14 protein-coding genes are annotated in these 16,824 nt (G+C 55.2%); 2 read left to right on the forward strand and 12 right to left on the reverse strand.

The window, feature by feature from the left end; all coding sequences use genetic code 11:
• Positions 1–134: 134 nt before the first annotated feature.
• Positions 135–2,069 carry a methyl-accepting chemotaxis protein gene (locus N5923_RS13295; protein ID WP_267142953.1) on the forward strand — a complete coding sequence of 645 codons (1,935 nt, stop codon included), beginning with the start codon at positions 135–137 and terminating at the stop codon, positions 2,067–2,069.
• A 55-nt stretch (positions 2,070–2,124) separates the two neighbouring features.
• Entirely contained in the window at positions 2,125–2,451 is a 327-nt protein-coding gene (gene bsmA, locus N5923_RS13300; RefSeq protein WP_267142952.1) for a biofilm peroxide resistance protein BsmA, read from the forward strand.
• On the opposite strand, the gene N5923_RS13305 is transcribed toward bsmA, so the two are convergent.
• The 12 genes from N5923_RS13305 to mutL all read right to left on the reverse strand — a co-directional run bounded on the left by N5923_RS13305 (position 2,425) and on the right by mutL (position 16,778).
• Positions 2,425–4,053 carry an isovaleryl-CoA dehydrogenase gene (locus N5923_RS13305; RefSeq protein ID WP_267142951.1) on the reverse strand — a complete coding sequence of 543 codons (1,629 nt, stop codon included), beginning with the start codon at positions 4,051–4,053 and terminating at the stop codon, positions 2,425–2,427. The two genes, bsmA and N5923_RS13305, sit on opposite strands and share 27 nt — an antisense overlap.
• 173 nt (positions 4,054–4,226) lie before the next feature.
• Positions 4,227–4,964, reverse strand: a complete 738-nt coding sequence (gene rlmB / locus N5923_RS13310; protein WP_267142950.1) for a 23S rRNA (guanosine(2251)-2'-O)-methyltransferase RlmB — start codon at positions 4,962–4,964, stop codon at positions 4,227–4,229.
• Between the two features lie 113 nt (positions 4,965–5,077).
• Positions 5,078–7,513 (reverse strand): ribonuclease R, encoded by a 2,436-nt coding sequence (gene rnr, locus N5923_RS13315; protein ID WP_267142949.1) that lies wholly within the window; start codon positions 7,511–7,513, stop codon positions 5,078–5,080.
• Between the two features lie 16 nt (positions 7,514–7,529).
• A complete protein-coding gene (gene nsrR, locus N5923_RS13320) occupies positions 7,530–7,976 on the reverse strand; it encodes a nitric oxide-sensing transcriptional repressor NsrR (protein ID WP_267142948.1) in 447 nt (148 codons plus the stop codon).
• 198 nt (positions 7,977–8,174) lie between these two features.
• Complete coding sequence (locus tag N5923_RS13325) at positions 8,175–9,473, reverse strand: adenylosuccinate synthase (protein ID WP_267142947.1); 1,299 nt, start codon at positions 9,471–9,473, stop codon at positions 8,175–8,177.
• Between the two features lie 124 nt (positions 9,474–9,597).
• Positions 9,598–9,798 (reverse strand): DUF2065 domain-containing protein, encoded by a 201-nt coding sequence (locus N5923_RS13330; RefSeq protein ID WP_267142946.1) that lies wholly within the window; start codon positions 9,796–9,798, stop codon positions 9,598–9,600.
• 63 nt (positions 9,799–9,861) lie between these two features.
• Positions 9,862–10,863 (reverse strand): protease modulator HflC, encoded by a 1,002-nt coding sequence (gene hflC / locus N5923_RS13335; protein WP_017801097.1) that lies wholly within the window; start codon positions 10,861–10,863, stop codon positions 9,862–9,864.
• A 3-nt stretch (positions 10,864–10,866) separates the two neighbouring features.
• Positions 10,867–12,123, reverse strand: coding sequence for an FtsH protease activity modulator HflK (gene hflK / locus N5923_RS13340; protein WP_267142945.1), 1,257 nt, complete (start codon positions 12,121–12,123; stop codon positions 10,867–10,869).
• 79 nt (positions 12,124–12,202) lie between these two features.
• The gene (gene hflX, locus N5923_RS13345; protein WP_267142944.1) at positions 12,203–13,483 is read right to left on the reverse strand and encodes a ribosome rescue GTPase HflX; all 1,281 of its coding nucleotides are present in this window, start codon (positions 13,481–13,483) and stop codon (positions 12,203–12,205) included.
• An 86-nt stretch (positions 13,484–13,569) separates the two neighbouring features.
• Positions 13,570–13,884 carry an RNA chaperone Hfq gene (gene hfq / locus N5923_RS13350; protein ID WP_267142943.1) on the reverse strand — a complete coding sequence of 105 codons (315 nt, stop codon included), beginning with the start codon at positions 13,882–13,884 and terminating at the stop codon, positions 13,570–13,572.
• A 103-nt stretch (positions 13,885–13,987) separates the two neighbouring features.
• A complete protein-coding gene (gene miaA, locus N5923_RS13355; RefSeq protein WP_267142942.1) occupies positions 13,988–14,938 on the reverse strand; it encodes a tRNA (adenosine(37)-N6)-dimethylallyltransferase MiaA in 951 nt (316 codons plus the stop codon).
• Positions 14,931–16,778, reverse strand: a complete 1,848-nt coding sequence (mutL, locus tag N5923_RS13360; protein ID WP_267142941.1) for a DNA mismatch repair endonuclease MutL — start codon at positions 16,776–16,778, stop codon at positions 14,931–14,933. Before mutL ends, miaA begins: the two co-directional genes overlap by 8 nt.
• Between the last annotated feature and the right edge of the window lie 46 nt (positions 16,779–16,824).

The raw sequence follows: 16,824 nt of genomic DNA on the forward strand, positions 1-16,824 counted from the left end.
ATTAATAACTTATTTCGCCACGCAACTATTACATATATCACCAGATCCATTAACCCTATAGAGTGAAGGGTAAAATTTAAACAACTGCTGCCGTTAATCGTATCTCTATAACACCCTCTAATAAGGTATAACTTATGATACGTCTTTCACTCAGCAGATGGAGCCTGGGAGTAAAGCTGTCTGTTTTGACGTCTTTAAGCGTGGCAGTGCTGTTTTTTATTCTCACGCTTTCATTAACTCACAACGCCGCGAAACAATTACAGAGCTTAACCCTCGATAATATGCAAAATCAGGTGGCAGGTATTGGCGATATGGCCGGTATGTTTAACGCCACCCTAAGCGAAGAAGTCGGTAATTACACCAGACTGTTCCAGAGTTTTCTGCCAAAAACCTTCAGCCGCGATAACAACCAGAGGGTTGCGGTCGGCAGCGAATCGACCCCCACCTTACGTGCCGGATTAAAAACCCTGAACCTCGATGAAGGAACAGTGGATGATTTCCTTGAGCGTACCGGCGCAATCTCAACCATTTTTGTGCGCAGTGGTGATGACTATATCCGTGTCGCCACCTCGCTGCGCAAAGAGGATGGCAGCCGGGCGATGGGCACCAAACTGGACCGCAGCAGCCCGGCCTGGGCGCTGGCTAACCAGTCACAAACGTTTAGCGGTCTGGCGACGCTGTTTGGCAAGCGCTATATCACCCAATATCAGCCAGTAAAAGACGCGACGGGCGAAGTGATTGGCATCCTGTTTGTCGGCGTTGATATCACGTCGCAATTCAATCTGATGCGCGAGAAAGTGCTGAATAAAACCCTGGGCGACAGCGGCTATTTCAGTGTGATCAACGGCGCAGCCGGGAAATCTCAGGGCCAGTATCTGTTCCATAGCACGCTCGAAGGCAAGAATCCGGACTGGTCGGCAACCGATCAGCAGCGCCTGTTGCAGGAAAAACAGGGCACCATGGAGATCCGCAATCAGCATGGCGAAACGGAAATCGTCGCCTGGCAGCAACTGCCCGGCTGGAACTGGATAATTACCGGCGATATCAGTAAAGCCAGCCTGCTGGCACCAATTAATGCCACACGTAATACCTTCCTGCTGGTCGGTCTGGCGCTGGTGCTGCTGTTTGCGCTGAGTTTCGTCTGGGTCACCCGTCGCTGGTTAAGTAAACCGCTGCAACAGGTGATTACCCTCGCCGAACACTATGCCGCCGGCAACCTGCGAGCCACCTTGCAGACCCGACGCCAGGACGAAGTCGGTCAGCTGATTACCGCGATCAATGGTATCGGCGATGGTCTGGAGCGCATTGTTTCACAGGTGCGCCACGCTGCCGAAGAGATCAGTCACGGCACCGACGCGATTGCCGCCAGCAGCAGCACTATCAGCGAACAGATTTCGCGCCAGGCCAGCAGCATGGAAGAGACCTCCGCCAGTATGGAACAGCTGGGCGCCACGGTAGAACAGAATGCCGATAACGTTTCGCAGGCGCTGACGCTGGTCGCTGAAGCGGCCAGTGCGGTGCACCATGGCGGCAGTACCGTGACCCGCTCGGTTAATACCATGTCGGCGATTAAGGTCTCCTCACAAAGTATTGCGGATATCACTCATGTGATTGAATCAATTGCTTTCCAGACCAATATCCTCGCGCTCAATGCGGCGGTGGAAGCGGCGCGCGCCGGTGAACACGGTAAAGGCTTTGCGGTGGTTGCCGCTGAAGTCCGTGGTCTGGCGCAGCGTAGCGCGCAGGCGGCGAAGGAGATCGACAGCCTGATTGAAGACTCGATTAGCAAAGTGACCGAAGGGCATAAATTGTCGGAACAGACGCGCGAAGCGATGGACAATATTGTCACGCGTATTGATCAGGTCAAAGCGTTGATGGGGGAAATCGATGTGGCGTCACATGAACAGTCTGCCGGGATTGGTCAGGTCAATATCGCGATGTCGCAGATTGGTCAGGCAACTCACCACAATACTGAAATGGTGGCGCGTTCCGAGCAGACAGCGGCTGAGCTGAGCCAGAAAGGGCATCACCTCACCCATTTAGTGAGCGTATTTAGCTTAAAAGGATAATCCTGACGCGGGGATGGCGTAAACTAAGGGTTATCCCCGCCCGGAGCTGCCTTATATGCGTATTGCGATAACTTTTCTGCTGGCGCTGTTGCTGAGTAGCTGCAGCGCATTAACCCCCACGCCACAAGCGCCGCCGCCGCCCGCCTCACAGGCGCAGGAGATTACCCGCGCGCAAAGTAGCAGCCTGACGAAGGTCGGCACCATCAGCGCCACATCGCGGGGTTCGCCAGACGATGTACAGCGCGCGATTGCCGCCAAAGCTAACGCCAGCGGCGCCACTTACTATCAAATTGTGATGGTCAGTGAAACCGTAATGCCTGGCCTGTGGTACGCCACGGCGGTGCTGTTTAACCCGTCAGCTGCCGGTAGCACGCAACAGTAAACGCGTACAGACATCCTCACTGAGCATGGCGATACCGCGCGTATCCAGCATCTGACGACACCAGGCGTCCGCCAGCGGCGGCTCCAGCCACGTCAGCACCTGCACGCCCACCGCCAGATGAAACAGCAGCGTGGTGATTTCACGCGCCTGCGATTCATGCGGCTTCGCCAGACGCAATTTCAGCTGACGCCAGCGGCGGTCAAAGTGACGGTTGATGCCCCTGACCGCATCAAATTGCCGGTTCAGCATCTCCATAACGCCAGGCTGTTTCGCCAGCACCCGCAGCACGTCGAGACACATCACATTACCCGAGCCTTCCCAGATGCTGTTAACCGGCATCTCCCGGTACAGACGCGGCAGCTCGCTCTCTTCGCAATAGCCGATGCCGCCAAGGGTTTCCATCGCTTCCGCCACAAACGACATACCACTTTTGCAGATAACATACTTCGCCGCCGGGGTGAACAGCCGACAGAAAGCGCGTTCGCTCTCATCCGCTGGCATTGACCAGCCGCGCGCCAGCCGCATTAACAACGCTGTCTGTCCTTCGAGTTGCAGCGCCTGCGCACTCAGCACCTGACGCATCAATGGTTGATCGACAAGGCTTTTGCCCATCACCTGACGCTGATGCGCATGGTACAACGCCACTGACAGCGCGCGTCGCATCAGGCCGTGGCTGCCCAGTGCACAGTCGAAACGGGTATAGCCGCCCATCTTCAGGATCTGGCGGATGCCCTCTCCCTCTTCGCCCAGCAGCCAGCCACTGGCATTCGCGAACTCCACTTCGCTACTGGCGTTAGAGCGGTTGCCCATTTTATCTTTCAGGCGCTCGATACGAATTGCATTGCGGCTGCCATCCGGCAGCAGGCGCGGCATAAAGAAGCAGCCGAGGCCTCCTTTGCTCTGCGCCAGCACCAGATGCGCATCGCTTTGCGGCACCGAGAAGAACCATTTATGGCCGGTCAGCCGATAAGCCTCGCCGTTGCCGCGTGCAGTAACCGGCTCGGCGCGGGTGGTATTACTCAGTACATCCGTGCCGCCCTGTTTCTCGGTCATCCCCATACCAATCAGCAGGCCGCGCTTCTGCTCGCCCGCCTGCTGATGCGGATCGTAACGATCCGACAGCAACCCCGGCAGCCATGCCTGAAACAGCGGCGGCAGGCTCTGCTGCAGTAACGGAATAGCGCCAAAAGTCATAGTGACGGGACAAAGAGTGCCCGCTTCGACCTGCGCATGCTGAATAAAGCGCGCCGCCCGGGCGACAAACGCACCGGAACGGGCATCGCTCTGCCAGCTAAGATTATGTACCCGATTGGCGCAGAGCCCCTGCATCAGCAGATGCCACGCAGGATGGAAGCGCAGCTCGTCAATACGTTCGCCACAGGCATCGTAGCGCAGCAGTTCGGGCGGCGAAGCATTGGCCAGCCGTCCCAGCTCCAGTGATTCGGCGCTGCCCAGTTGTTGTCCCACCGATGCCTGAAGATCCACATCCCACTCGGCACCTTCGCGGATCAGGGCTTCGCGCAGCGGTGTATCGGATAGAAACAGATTGCTGTTATTTAGCGGGCGTGGCTGATTAAAAACGGTATGGGTGTGCCACAACATATTGTTCTCCTTGCAGGCCATCGGCACGGTCGGCGAGAACGCCGCCCGTGTTAACGATTGATAACAGTCGTGGATGACGGCGTTTTCGTCGCCCGCAATTAAGTATGCAGCCAGAAAGAAAATATGCCTGAACCGGCGGAGATTTTCGGGGCGCGGGTCACGCCCCGGAGAGATTACTTAACGCTGCGTTGACGCACCGCTTCAAACAGACAGATGCCGGTGGCAACTGAAACGTTCAGTGAAGAGACGCTGCCCGCCATTGGAATGCTGATCAGCTCATCGCAATGCTCACGCGTCAGGCGACGCATACCTTCACCTTCCGCGCCCATCACCAGCGCCATCGGGCCGGTCATTTTGCTCTGGAATACGGTGTGGTCGGCTTCGCCAGCAGTGCCCACAATCCAGACGTCAGACTCCTGTAGCAGACGCATGGTGCGCGCGAGGTTAGTGACACGGATTAACGGCACATTTTCCGCCGCGCCGCTGGCCACTTTTTTCGCGGTGGCATTCAGCTGGGCAGAACGATCTTTCGGTACGATGACCGCATGAACACCAGCCGCATCGGCACTACGCAGGCAGGCACCGAGGTTATGCGGATCGGTAACACCATCGAGGATCAGTAAAAATGGCTGATCCAGGCTGGCAATCAGATCCGGCAGATCGTTTTCCTGATACTGACGACCCGGTTTAATCAGCGCAACAATTCCCTGATGCACTGCGCCTTCGACTTTGCTATCCAGCCACTGGCGGTTTGCCACCTGAATGACAATCCCCTGCGCTTCCAGCCCTTTAATCAGCGGCTGCAGACGACGATCATCGCGTCCTTTCAGAATAAAGACTTCCTGAAAACGTTGCGGATCGGTGTCAAGCAGCGCCTGAACGGCATGGATACCAAAAACAATTTCACTCATTTAGTTAACTCAATAATTAAAATGCTGCATTGCGGGCGGCGAGAACGCCGTCATCGCGACTATTACAAACCATCAATACGGGCGGCAAGAACACCGCCCCTACATTCATGGATTTATTCGCCAGCCGGGGTTTTCTTTCTGGCGCGCTTCGATCGGGTAGCGGCGCCGATTTTACGGGTTTTATCCGCAGCCGGTTTGGCTTTTTTCTCTTTTTTTGCCGCATCCTCTTTGCCCGCACGGAAAGCGGCATCGGGTTCAAAGTTGGCCTTTTTACCGGTATCGCGACGACGTTTGCCGCTATTTTTCGGCGCAGCCGTTTTCGCCCGGTCACGTTCAGTTTTACCTGCGCCGCGCACTTTACGCTGGCTTGAGATCAGCGCGAAATCAATTTTACGCTCATCCATATGCACCGCTTCAACCCGCACTTCCACGGTATCACCCAGACGATAAGTCTGGCCGCCGGATTCGCCAATCAGACGCTGTCCGACCGCATCAAAGCGATAGTAGTCATTGTCGAGGGTCGAAACATGCACCAGGCCGTCGATAAACAGATCAAGCAGACGCACAAAGAACCCAAACCCGGTGACACTGGCGATCACGCCGGTAAAGGTCTCGCCCACCTGATCCTGCATAAAGTCACACTTCAGCCAGTCGGCAACATCACGTGTCGCTTCATCAGCGCGACGTTCCGCCATCGAACAGTGCTGACCGAGCTGCAGCATCTCCGGCAATTCATAGTGATAGCCGCCGGTTGGCGTGGTGATACCTTGTAAAGTGCCCTGCTCCTGCGCCAGCAGATACTTAATAGCGCGGTGCAGCAGCAGATCGGGATAGCGGCGAATCGGCGAAGTAAAGTGGGCGTAAGAGGAGAGCGCCAGACCAAAGTGGCCACGGTTTTCCGGGTCATACACCGCCTGCTTCATTGAGCGCAGCAGCATGGTTTGCAGCATCTCATGATCGGGACGATCGGCAATCTGATCCAGCAAGGCGGCATAGTCCACCGGCTCCGGCTTCGCGCCACCCGGCAGCGACAGGCCCAGCTCGTTCAGTACCGTACGGAAACTGGTGATACTGTCGTCACTTGGACGGTCATGATCACGGAACAGCGCTGGCTCGTTGTGCTTTTCAACAAAACGCGCCGAGGCGATATTCGCCAGAATCATGCACTCTTCGATAATTTTGTGCGCATCGTTGCGCACCGTATGCTCAACACGTTCAATACGGCGTTCGGCATTGAAGATAAACTTCGCTTCATCACTTTCGAAAGAGATGCCGCCGCGTTGGGCGCGCGCCTGCTCCAGCGCATGATACATGCTGTACAGCTCTTCCAGATGCGGCACCTGCTGCCGATACTGCTCGCGCAGTGACTGCTCGCCATCCAGAATATGCCACACCTTGGTGTAGGTGAGGCGCGCATGTGAACGCATTACCGCTTCGTAGTGCTTATAGCTGGTCAGCTTGCCCTGGGTGGAAACGGTCATTTCACACACCATACACAGGCGATCGACCTGCGGATTCAGCGAGCAGAGACCGTTCGACAGCACTTCCGGCAGCATCGGCACGACCTGAGACGGGAAGTACACCGAGGTGCCACGGTTAACCGCCTCGGTATCCAGCGCGGTGCCCGGACGCACGTAGTAGCTGACATCTGCAATCGCTACCCATAAACGCCAGCCACCGCCGCGTTTTTTCTCACAGTAGACGGCGTCATCAAAGTCGCGCGCATCTTCACCGTCGATGGTTACCAGCGGCAGCTCGCGCAGATCGATACGGCCGATTTTCGCCTCTTCCGGCACTTCTTCGCTCAGTTTAGCGATTTCAGCTTCAACCTGTTCTGGCCAGCTGTTCGGAATTTCATGGGTGCGCAGCGCCATATCGACGGCAAGGCTGGTGCCCATATTCTCGCCGAGCACTTCAACCACTTTACCAATCGCTTTGCTGCGGCGCGTTGGACGCTGTTCCAGCTCCACCACCACTACCGATCCCATACGCGCGCCGAGAATCGACTCCTGTGGGATCAAAATATCAAAGCTCAGACGGCTGTCGTCCGGCACCACAAAACCCGCGCCAGCGTCGGTAAAATAGCGACCGACAATCTGGCTGTTACGTGGTTCCAGTACGCGTACCACACGCGCTTCACGACGGCCTTTACGGTCCGCGCCCATCGCCTGCGCGAGGATCACGTCGCCGTGCATGCACATCTTCATCTGCTCTGCAGAGAGATAGAGATCGTCTTTCTGACCTTCAATGCGCAGGAAGCCATAACCTTCACGATGGCCAATCACTTTACCGCGCAGTAAGTCGAGGCGTTCCGGCAGGGCGTAACACTGGCGACGGGTAAATACCAGCTGACCGTCGCGTTCCATGGCACGCAGACGGCGGCGCAGGGCTTCAAGTTGTTCTTCTCCGTCCATCCCCAGTTCATCCGCCAGCTCTTCACGGCTGGCCGGTTTTTCGCGTTTGTCTAAATGCGACAGAATAAATTCGCGGCTGGGAATGGGGTTTTCGTATTTTTCAGCTTCTCGTTCCTGAAAAGGATCTTGTGACATATCGGTTCCTCCGTTGTCATCGACTGCGGATTGACGGTTGGTCAACCAGCAGTAATTTGTAGAGCGGATGATTATCTTCCACGAGGTCGGCGAGGGTATATTTATCCAGTTCCAGCAGGAAACACTGTACCGCATCATACAGCGCCTTCTTCAGCCGGCAGGCTGAGGTGATATGGCAAAATTCGCTGGTACAGTTAACTAACTGCAGCGGTTCCATTTCGCGCACCACCTGACCAATCACGATATCTTCGGCGGGTCGGCCCAATCGTATACCGCCGTTTTTACCGCGCACGGCAGCAACATAGCCGGTCCGGCTTAGCTGATTGATGATTTTGACCATATGATTACGTGAAACGTCGTAAGTCTCGCTCACCTCAGTAATGCTGGTCATCTGGTCAGCGGGGAGTGACGCCAGATAGATCAGCGCGCGTAGGCCGTAATCTGTAAAACTGGTTAGCTGCACATATACCTCAGTGAATCACCGACGTGGCATCGTCCGCTCAAATACATTTTGTTTAAATGATGATAAACCAGCCCATGAGTTTCAGGGCAATTTTTTAAGCAACTATTGATATTATATAGAAAAGGGCGGGAACCGGGATCAGCAGGAAGCGAGAGGCCAGACAGACAAAGGCCGGACATTGTCCGGCCAGCGCTAAGATTATGCGTCAAACGGGTCGCGCAGAATCATGGTTTCGCTACGGTCCGGGCCGGTAGAAATAATATCAATCGGCACACCGGTCACCTCTTCAACACGCTTGATGTAATCGCGCGCTGCCTGCGGCAGACCTTCTACAGTCTTGACGCCAAAGGTGCTTTCGCTCCAGCCAGGCATGCTTTCATAGATCGGCTCGATACCTTCCCAGCCTTCAGCCGCCAGTGGCGTAGTGGTGACCTCACGACCATCCGGCATACGGTAAGCCACACAGATCTTCACTTCTTTCAGGCCATCCAGCACGTCCAGTTTGGTCATGCAGAAACCTGACAGTGAGTTGATCTGTACGGCGCGGCGCACCGCTACCGCGTCCAGCCAGCCGGTACGACGGCGACGGCCAGTGGTGGCGCCAAACTCGTTGCCCTGCTTACACAGGAACTCACCGATGTCATCAAACAGTTCGGTTGGGAACGGACCTGCACCGACACGGGTAGAGTAGGCTTTAACGATGCCCAGTACGTAATCAACATAACGCGGGCCAATACCGGAACCGGTCGCCACGCCACCTGCGGTGGTGTTAGAGGACGTCACATACGGATAGGTACCGTGGTCGATATCCAGCAGGGTGCCCTGCGCGCCTTCGAACATCACCAGATCGCCACGCTTACGCGCGCCATCCAGCAGTTCAGAAACGTCAACCACCATGCCGGTCAGGATGTCAGCAATTGCCATAACATCTTTCAGCACGGTATCGTAATCAACCGCTTCTTCTTTGTAGTAGTTCACCAGCGTAAAGTTGTGATATTCCATCACTTCTTTCAGCTTAGCGGCGAAAGTTTCTTTGTTAAACAGGTCGCTGACGCGCAGTGCGCGACGAGCCACTTTATCTTCATAAGCCGGGCCAATGCCGCGACCGGTGGTGCCGATAGCTTTGGCGCCACGCGCTTTCTCACGCGCCATATCAAGGGCAACATGATATTGCAGAATCAGTGGGCAAGCTTCTGAGATCAGCAGGCGTTCACGTACCGGGATACCACGATCTTCCAGGCCTTTCATCTCTTTCATCAGCGCAGCAGGAGACAGCACCACACCGTTGCCGATGATGCTGGTGACGTTTTCACGCAGGATGCCAGAGGGAATTAAGTGGAGGACGGTTTTTTCACCGTTGATGACTAGCGTATGGCCAGCATTATGACCACCTTGATAACGTACAACGTATTTTGCACGTTCAGTTAGAAGGTCAACAATCTTACCTTTACCTTCGTCACCCCATTGGGTGCCCAGTACGACGACGTTCTTACCCATTTCTCAAAATCACCGATTGCTTAAAAAAGGATTCTACCATCGTAATTTTCGTCTTTCAGCACTTTTAGCATACGATTGCGGAGTTTTTTTGCTCAGAGCGCATGTAGTAGGTGCGGAAAGGATTTCACCCCTGGATATGGGTGCTGACCATATAGTAAATCACGATTCCGGCCACTACCAGGCCACCGCCAAAGCGACGTAATAAGTGATCGGGCAACTGCGTCATCGCGTGGATCATGCTGCGCCATGCGCGCGGCAACAGCATCGGCCCCAGCCCTTCAATCACCAGCACTAAGGCCAGCGCCAGCAAAATGGTTGCGTTCATTTTTAATTATTTCCATAAAAAAGGGCGGCATCAATATGCCGCCCTGGGTACGGGGGGTGTGAATTAACGCGTCGCGTTAGATGGCGATTTCATAAAGCGGAAGAAATCACTGTCCGGGCTAAGCACCATCACATCCTGATTGCTATTGAAGCTGCTGTCATAGGCACGCAGGCTACGAATAAAGGCGTAGAAATCAGGATCCTGGCTAAAGGCATCCGCGAACAGCTTCGCTGCTTCGGCATCGCCTTCACCGCGGGTAATCAGCGCGGTACGCTGAGCTTCCGCCAGGGTACGCGTCACTTCATAATCTGAAGTCGCGCGCAGTTTTTCCGCTTCTTCCTGACCCTGTGAACGCTGACTACGCGCTACCGCTTCACGTTCAGCACGCATACGGTTGTAGATCGCGTCAGAAACTTCCGCTGGCAGGTTAATCTGCTTGATACGCACATCAACCACCTGGATACCTAACGCCGCCATACTGTTCGGGTTAATCGCCGGCTCTTTGCTGTTGGTTTCGCTCTCGACGCGCTTGGCGACTGAAGCAATCGCATCATCCGCCGCAGGCGTAGCAATCTCAGCATCGCCGGTGCTGCCGGTGTTCAGGGCATCACGCACGTCGGTAGTCAAACGGCCACGCGAATCGGTCACGATATCTTTCACATCCAGACGGCCCATCTCAGAACGCAGACGGTCACTGAATTTACGTTTTAACAGCACTTCCGCCTGAGAAACGTCACCACCACCGGTTGCCAGGTAGTAGCGGCTGAAGTCACTGATACGCCATTTGATATAGGAATCAACGATCAGGTCTTTCTTCTCTTTGGTTACAAAGCGGTCAGCCTGGTTATCCATGGTCTGGGTGCGCGCATCCAGCGTCTTCACTGAAGACAGGAATGGGATCTTAAAGTGCAGACCTGGCGCAAACACCAGCGGTTTGTTCTCATCGTCACGCAGAACTTTACCAAAACGCAGCACAATGCCACGCTGGCCTTCCTGCACAACAAACAGTGACGCGTAAAGCACCACCAGCACAACAATCAATACTACGATTAATGGCTTACGCATCGCTTACTCTCTCCCTTCGCGCTGGGTATCGTTGCGCTGAGCATTCACCCGGCGCTGATCCATGATGTTGTCTGGATTGTACGACGAACTGCTGCTGGCGCGGTCATTACTGCCGGACGCTGGCGGCAGGCGCAACAAACTGTTACTGCTGCTGTCCTGAGAATTGTTCGGTGAGGCAGCCTGGCCACCACGCATTAACTGATCCAGTGGCAGCACCATCAGATTACCGCCCTTGTCATTCACCAGCACCTTGCGGGTATGACTCAGGACGCGCTCCATGGTTTCGATATACAGACGTTCACGGGTGATTTCCGGCGCTGCTTTATACTCCGGCAACAACTTGGCGAAACGCGCCACTTCACCCTGCGCTTCCAGAACGGTACGCGCTTTATAAGCACGTGCTTCTTCCAGAATACGCTGCGCCTGACCGTTAGCACGCGGCTGGACTTCGTTCGAATAGGCTTCCGCTTCACGCACATACTGCTCACGGTTTTCACGTGCGGCGATGGCGTCATCAAATGCGGCTTTCACTTCTTCCGGTGGACGCGCCGCCTGGAAGTTGACGTCGAGCAGCGTAATGCCCATATCGTATGGACGAATAGTCTCTTCCAGCTCACGCTGGGTTTCGCTACGCACCACGGTACGGCCTTCAGTCAGGATACGGTCCATGGTCGAACGACCGATCACCCCACGCAGGGCGCTATCCGTTGCCTGACGCAGGCTGTCATCCGCGCTGGTAACCGCGAACAGGTAACGTTCCGGGTTGGTCACGCGATACTGCACGTTCATCTCAACGCGCACCACGTTTTCGTCAGAGGTCAGCATCACACCGGATGCCGCCAGCTCACGTACCGATTCAACGTTAACGGCACGTACCTGATCGATAAAGGTCGGTTTCCAGTTCAGGCCTGGCTCAACCAGATGGTCGAATTTCCCGAAGCGGGTTACCACACCGCGCTCAGCTTCTTTAATCGTATAGAAACCGCTCGCTGCCCAAACCACGACGGCAGCCACGGCCACGATAGTCACCAGACGACGTCCGCCGCGTCCAGGCGTGCGTTGACCGCCACTGTTATCGTTGCTGTTCTTACCACCGCCCAGTCCACCGAGCTTCTTGCTCAGTTTACGGAAGATATCATCAAGATCAGGAGGCCCCTTATCGCGCCCTCCTTTATTTCCCCCAGAGTTGCCGCCTTGATTATTGCTGCTTCCCCACGGGTCGCGGTCCTGTCCGTTATTCCCGGGCTGATTCCACGCCATGTTTATACTCCATTAATTGTGTGTGCGGTGGTATCCCAGGCCGGGATACGCGTTTCAGGCAAAATCAGTCAAACATCCGTTAAACAATATAATCCACCAGCGCCGGTTCCTGTTTGCATAACCGCCGCCAGTCAATAATTGGCATGCGCACCTGTAAACCTACGCTACCATCATCTTCATTCCACTCTTTTTCGATCGCCTGCAGCTGATAAAAACGGCTGCGCAACCGCCCGGCTTCAGGCGGCAGGCGTAGGTCATACTGCGCGATCTCGCCGGCCAGGCGTTCGCTCAGCGCCTGGAACAGCAGCGGTATGCCGACGCCGGTTTGCGCCGACAACCAGACACGAATCGGCAGATTTTCATCGTTGCGATCGATACGCGGTTCAAAATCTTCCAGCATGTCGATTTTATTCATCACCAACAGCTGCGGAATTTCGTCCGCTTCGATTTCGTCGAGGACAATATCGACCGCTTCGATATTTTCATCGACGCGCAGATCGGCGGCATCGATGATATGCAGCAGCAGCGTCGCCTGACGCGTCTCCTGCAATGTTGCTTTAAACGCCGCCACCAAATCATGGGGCAGATGGCGAATAAAACCTACGGTATCCGCCAGCACCACTTCGCCAACATCCGCAACGTCGAGACGGCGCAGTGTCGGGTCCAGCGTGGCAAATAACTGGTCGGCCGCATAGACATCGGCCGCCGTAATACAGTTAAACAGCGTGGATTTACCGGCATTGGTATAGCCCACCAGCGACACCGTCGGCACATCGGCCTTGGCGCGTGCTTGTCTGCCCTGATCGCGCTGTTTTTCCACGCGTTGCAGACGAGAAAGAATCAGAGTGATACGGTTACGCAGTAAGCGACGGTCGGTTTCCAGCTGGGTTTCACCCGGGCCGCGCAGGCCGATACCGCCTTTCTGGCGTTCAAGGTGCGTCCAGCCGCGTACCAGACGCGTGGCAAGATGGCGTAGCTGAGCCAGCTCGACCTGCAATTTACCCTCATGGGTGCGGGCGCGCTGGGCGAAAATATCAAGAATTAAGCCGGTGCGATCGATTACGCGACACTCACACAGACGCTCAAGATTACGCTCCTGAGCCGGGGTTAAGGCGTGATCAAATAACACCACCGATGCGCCACTGGATTTTACCGCATCGGCAATTTCGACTGCCTTTCCTTCACCGACAAAATATTTGGGATGTGGCGCTTTGCGGCTGCCTGTCACTACACGCAGCGCTTCGACACCAGCGGAAGAGACGAGAGTTTCAAACTCCATCAAGTCTTCCATATCTTTGTCTTGCGAGAAATAGATGTGAACCAGGACGGCCTGCTCACCGGCATCGTAACGGTCAAACAAGCGTAGAACCTCTCATTATAAATAGGACCGAGACGGGGACCTCAGTCAATACTGAACTCCCCGTCCAGGCAGAACGGCAAACGCGCTTACTCAGCGTTCTCACCGTCTTGTTGTGGCTGCGCAGGCGCCGCCGTAGTACTGCCACTGTGATGATAGTTGCTGCTGGTACCGCCACCCGCACTATTACTGTGATGGGAAACCGGACGGGACGGAACCACGGTAGAGATTGCGTGCTTATACACCATCTGGCTGACCGTGTTTTTCAATAAAATAACAAACTGATCAAAAGACTCAATCTGACCCTGCAGTTTGATACCATTCACCAAATAAATCGAAACCGGAACACGTTCACGACGCAGCGCGTTCAAGAACGGATCTTGCAATGATTGCCCCTTAGCCATTCTATCTTTTCCTTATATGCTTGTTGTTTGTTACTTAAGAGCCCTGCGACTCTGAAATACTACGTAAAAAATTCGCGCACGATAACGCACCAATTGTACACAATCACCCATGCTTCGCACTAAGAACCTGTAATACCGCATCACGGGCTAATTCAGGCTGTTCGCTGTCAAGCCAGTGAACATTCTGCCAGCCGCGTAACCAGGTGATCTGACGCTTAGCCAACTGCCGGGTCGCGCAAATTCCCCGATAAACCATTTCGTCGTAATCGATTTCACCCGCCAGATATGACCACATCTGGCGATATCCCACACAACGAATGGAAGGCAAGTCCGTATGCAAATCTTCTCGTGCAAACAGTGCCCGAGCCTCCGCTTCAAAACCTGACGCTAACATTTGTTGAAAACGCAGCTCAATACGCTGGTGTATCAGTTCGCGATTTACCGGAGCGATCGCAAACTGACTGACATCGTAAGGCAACGCTTCGCCCGAAGTTTTTGTCAGCTCCGTTAAAGTTTTACCCGAAATGAAAAAAACTTCCAGTGCTCGCGAGAGTCTCTGGGGATCATTCGGATGAATACGACTACCAGCAACGGGATCTATCTCACATAATTGACGGTGTAAGGCTTCCCAACCTTTTTCACTCGCCATCTGCTCAATACGCTGACGTACTTCCGGGTCGGCCGAGGGCAACGGCGACAACCCATCTAATAACGCCTTGTAGTAGAGCATGGTACCACCAACAAGCAACGGAATTCGGCCTTCACGACTAATCTCCGCCATTTCTGCTAATGCATCACGTCGAAACTCCGCCGCTGAGTAAGCTTGCGCAGGATCGCGAATATCCAGCAGTCGATGAGGCGCCTGCGCTAACTCAGCGGCGGAAGGCTTGGCAGTGCCAATATCCATCCCGCGGTAAATCAGTGCGGAGTCAACGCTGATCAGCTCAACCGGCAGATGTTTGCGCAGCTCAATGGCTAACGCGGTCTTACCGGAGGCCGTGGGCCCCATCAAAAAAATTGCCTCAGGCAGGCTCGCCATTGTTCTGTCACTCATGCTTCAGGGCGTTCTGCGCCGTATCAATATCGATCGGTTGCACTAATCCAGAAGGTGGCGATTTAATTAGCGCCGGACAGAGTCGTTCGACCTCCGCCAGCAGCGCAATCGCCTGCGAGTGATTCCAGTGCGGATGTTCTGCCATCGTGTGGCGCGCTAACCATTGTGCAACCGAGGCTGGCGCAACATCCTGCTGCCGGGCGAGATAGCCTAACAGTTCTGGAATCAAGTTTTGTAAATTTTGTTGGCGTAATGGTAAAGGCACCGCGCGCAAAGTCACATGGTGCGCGTCAACCTGCAAATCCATGCCCATCATGGTTAATAATGCGGCAAAACGGCTAATTGCCTCACGTTCCGGCTTCGCCATTTTCAATCTCACCGGAATTAACAACGGTTGCGGTTTCAGCCCCTCTTCACCGGGATCGAGCTGAGCCTGTTTTAGCCAGCGATCCGCCACCGCCAGCGCCAGCAATGCCAGGCCGTTGCCGCGCTCAATCACTGCGTACTGCTCACGTACCACCGTCAGCACCCGGCCAAAGCTGTTGCTGTGGCTCTGTAAGGGCTCTTCCTGTTTAAGTGGCGCAGTGGCTTCACGAGCGCGTGGCGGCTCCGGCGTTTTCAGCAACTGCTGATAAACCGTCCCTTCACGCGGCTGATAGACCGGCTCCTGACGCTGCCAGTTAGCGCCCGCGGCTGTTCTGCCACCGCCGCTGCTTTTTACTGCAGGAACAGAGGCCGGTAACGGCGTGGCAAAATGATTGCCACCGGCTGCCTGACGGTTTTCCGGCTGCCGCCGTTCGACCGGCGCCTCATCACTAGCCAGCGTCTCTGCTTGTGGCGCGACACTCTCCTGCAATACGCTCAGCACGCCCTGATAGATAAAATCATGTACCAGCCGCGACTGATGAAAGCGCACCTCATGCTTGGCCGGATGGACGTTGACATCCACCTGATGCGGATCGATTTGCAGATAGAGTACATAGGCCGGTTGATGATCATCACCCAGCTTGTCCTGATACGCCTGGCGAATGGCGTGGTTGATTAAACGGTCGCGCATCATGCGGCCGTTAACATAGCAATACTGTAACTCTGTCACCTGACGTGAACCGGCCGGATCCGCCACCCAGCCGCGCAGATTGAGATCGCCATGCTGCCACTCAATCGCCAGCGCGTGGGTCATAAAGGCGCTGCCGCAGATGGCGCCGAGACGCCGCTCCTGCTGGCTGGCTTCCGTGACGCCGCGATACTGGCGCACCAGCTTGCCGTTATGGGTCAGAGCAATGGCAACGTCAAAACGCGCCAGCGCAATGCGTCGCACCACTTCATCGATATGGGTGAACTCGGTTTTTTCGGTGCGCATAAATTTGCGCCGCGCCGGGGTGTTATAAAACAGATCCAGCACTTCCAGCGTGGTTCCAACCGGATGCGCCGCCGGTTTTACCGTCACCGCCATCTCGCGCCCTTCGGCATAGGCCTGCCAGGCTTCGCTCTGTTGTTCGGTACGGGAGGTTAACGTCAGACGGGAAACCGAACTGATACTGGCCAGCGCTTCACCGCGAAAACCGAGGCTGACAATCGCTTCCAGATCGTCGAGGCTGGTGATTTTACTGGTGGCATGACGCGCCAGCGCCATCGCCAGCTCATCTTTATTGATGCCGCAACCATTATCACGGATGCGAATCAGTTTGGCGCCGCCCTTCTCGATATCAATCTCGATACGCGTGGCGCCGGCATCCAGGCTGTTTTCCACCAACTCTTTGACCACCGACGCCGGACGCTCAACGACCTCACCCGCCGCGATTTGGTTAGCCAGCTGAGGAGGTAACACCTGAATGGGCATGGTTTATCCTTGTATTATGACTCGGGCTAACCGTAGGGGAGGCGTT

The sequence above is a fragment of the Winslowiella arboricola genome (assembly GCF_025527015.1).
Lineage (GTDB): Bacteria > Pseudomonadota > Gammaproteobacteria > Enterobacterales > Enterobacteriaceae > Erwinia > Erwinia arboricola.

Coding starts and splice junctions, on each gene's coding strand:
- N5923_RS13295 (WP_267142953.1), top strand. CDS start 135: ATGATACGTCTTTCACTCAGCAGATGGAGCCTGGGAGTAAAGCTGTCT.
- bsmA (WP_267142952.1), top strand. CDS start 2,125: ATGCGTATTGCGATAACTTTTCTGCTGGCGCTGTTGCTGAGTAGCTGC.
- N5923_RS13305 (WP_267142951.1), bottom strand. CDS start 4,053: ATGTTGTGGCACACCCATACCGTTTTTAATCAGCCACGCCCGCTAAAT.
- rlmB (WP_267142950.1), bottom strand. CDS start 4,964: ATGAGTGAAATTGTTTTTGGTATCCATGCCGTTCAGGCGCTGCTTGAC.
- rnr (WP_267142949.1), bottom strand. CDS start 7,513: ATGTCACAAGATCCTTTTCAGGAACGAGAAGCTGAAAAATACGAAAAC.
- N5923_RS13325 (WP_267142947.1), bottom strand. CDS start 9,473: ATGGGTAAGAACGTCGTCGTACTGGGCACCCAATGGGGTGACGAAGGT.
- N5923_RS13330 (WP_267142946.1), bottom strand. CDS start 9,798: ATGAACGCAACCATTTTGCTGGCGCTGGCCTTAGTGCTGGTGATTGAA.
- hflC (WP_017801097.1), bottom strand. CDS start 10,863: ATGCGTAAGCCATTAATCGTAGTATTGATTGTTGTGCTGGTGGTGCTT.
- hflK (WP_267142945.1), bottom strand. CDS start 12,123: ATGGCGTGGAATCAGCCCGGGAATAACGGACAGGACCGCGACCCGTGG.
- hfq (WP_267142943.1), bottom strand. CDS start 13,884: ATGGCTAAGGGGCAATCATTGCAAGATCCGTTCTTGAACGCGCTGCGT.
- miaA (WP_267142942.1), bottom strand. CDS start 14,938: ATGAGTGACAGAACAATGGCGAGCCTGCCTGAGGCAATTTTTTTGATG.
- mutL (WP_267142941.1), bottom strand. CDS start 16,778: ATGCCCATTCAGGTGTTACCTCCTCAGCTGGCTAACCAAATCGCGGCG.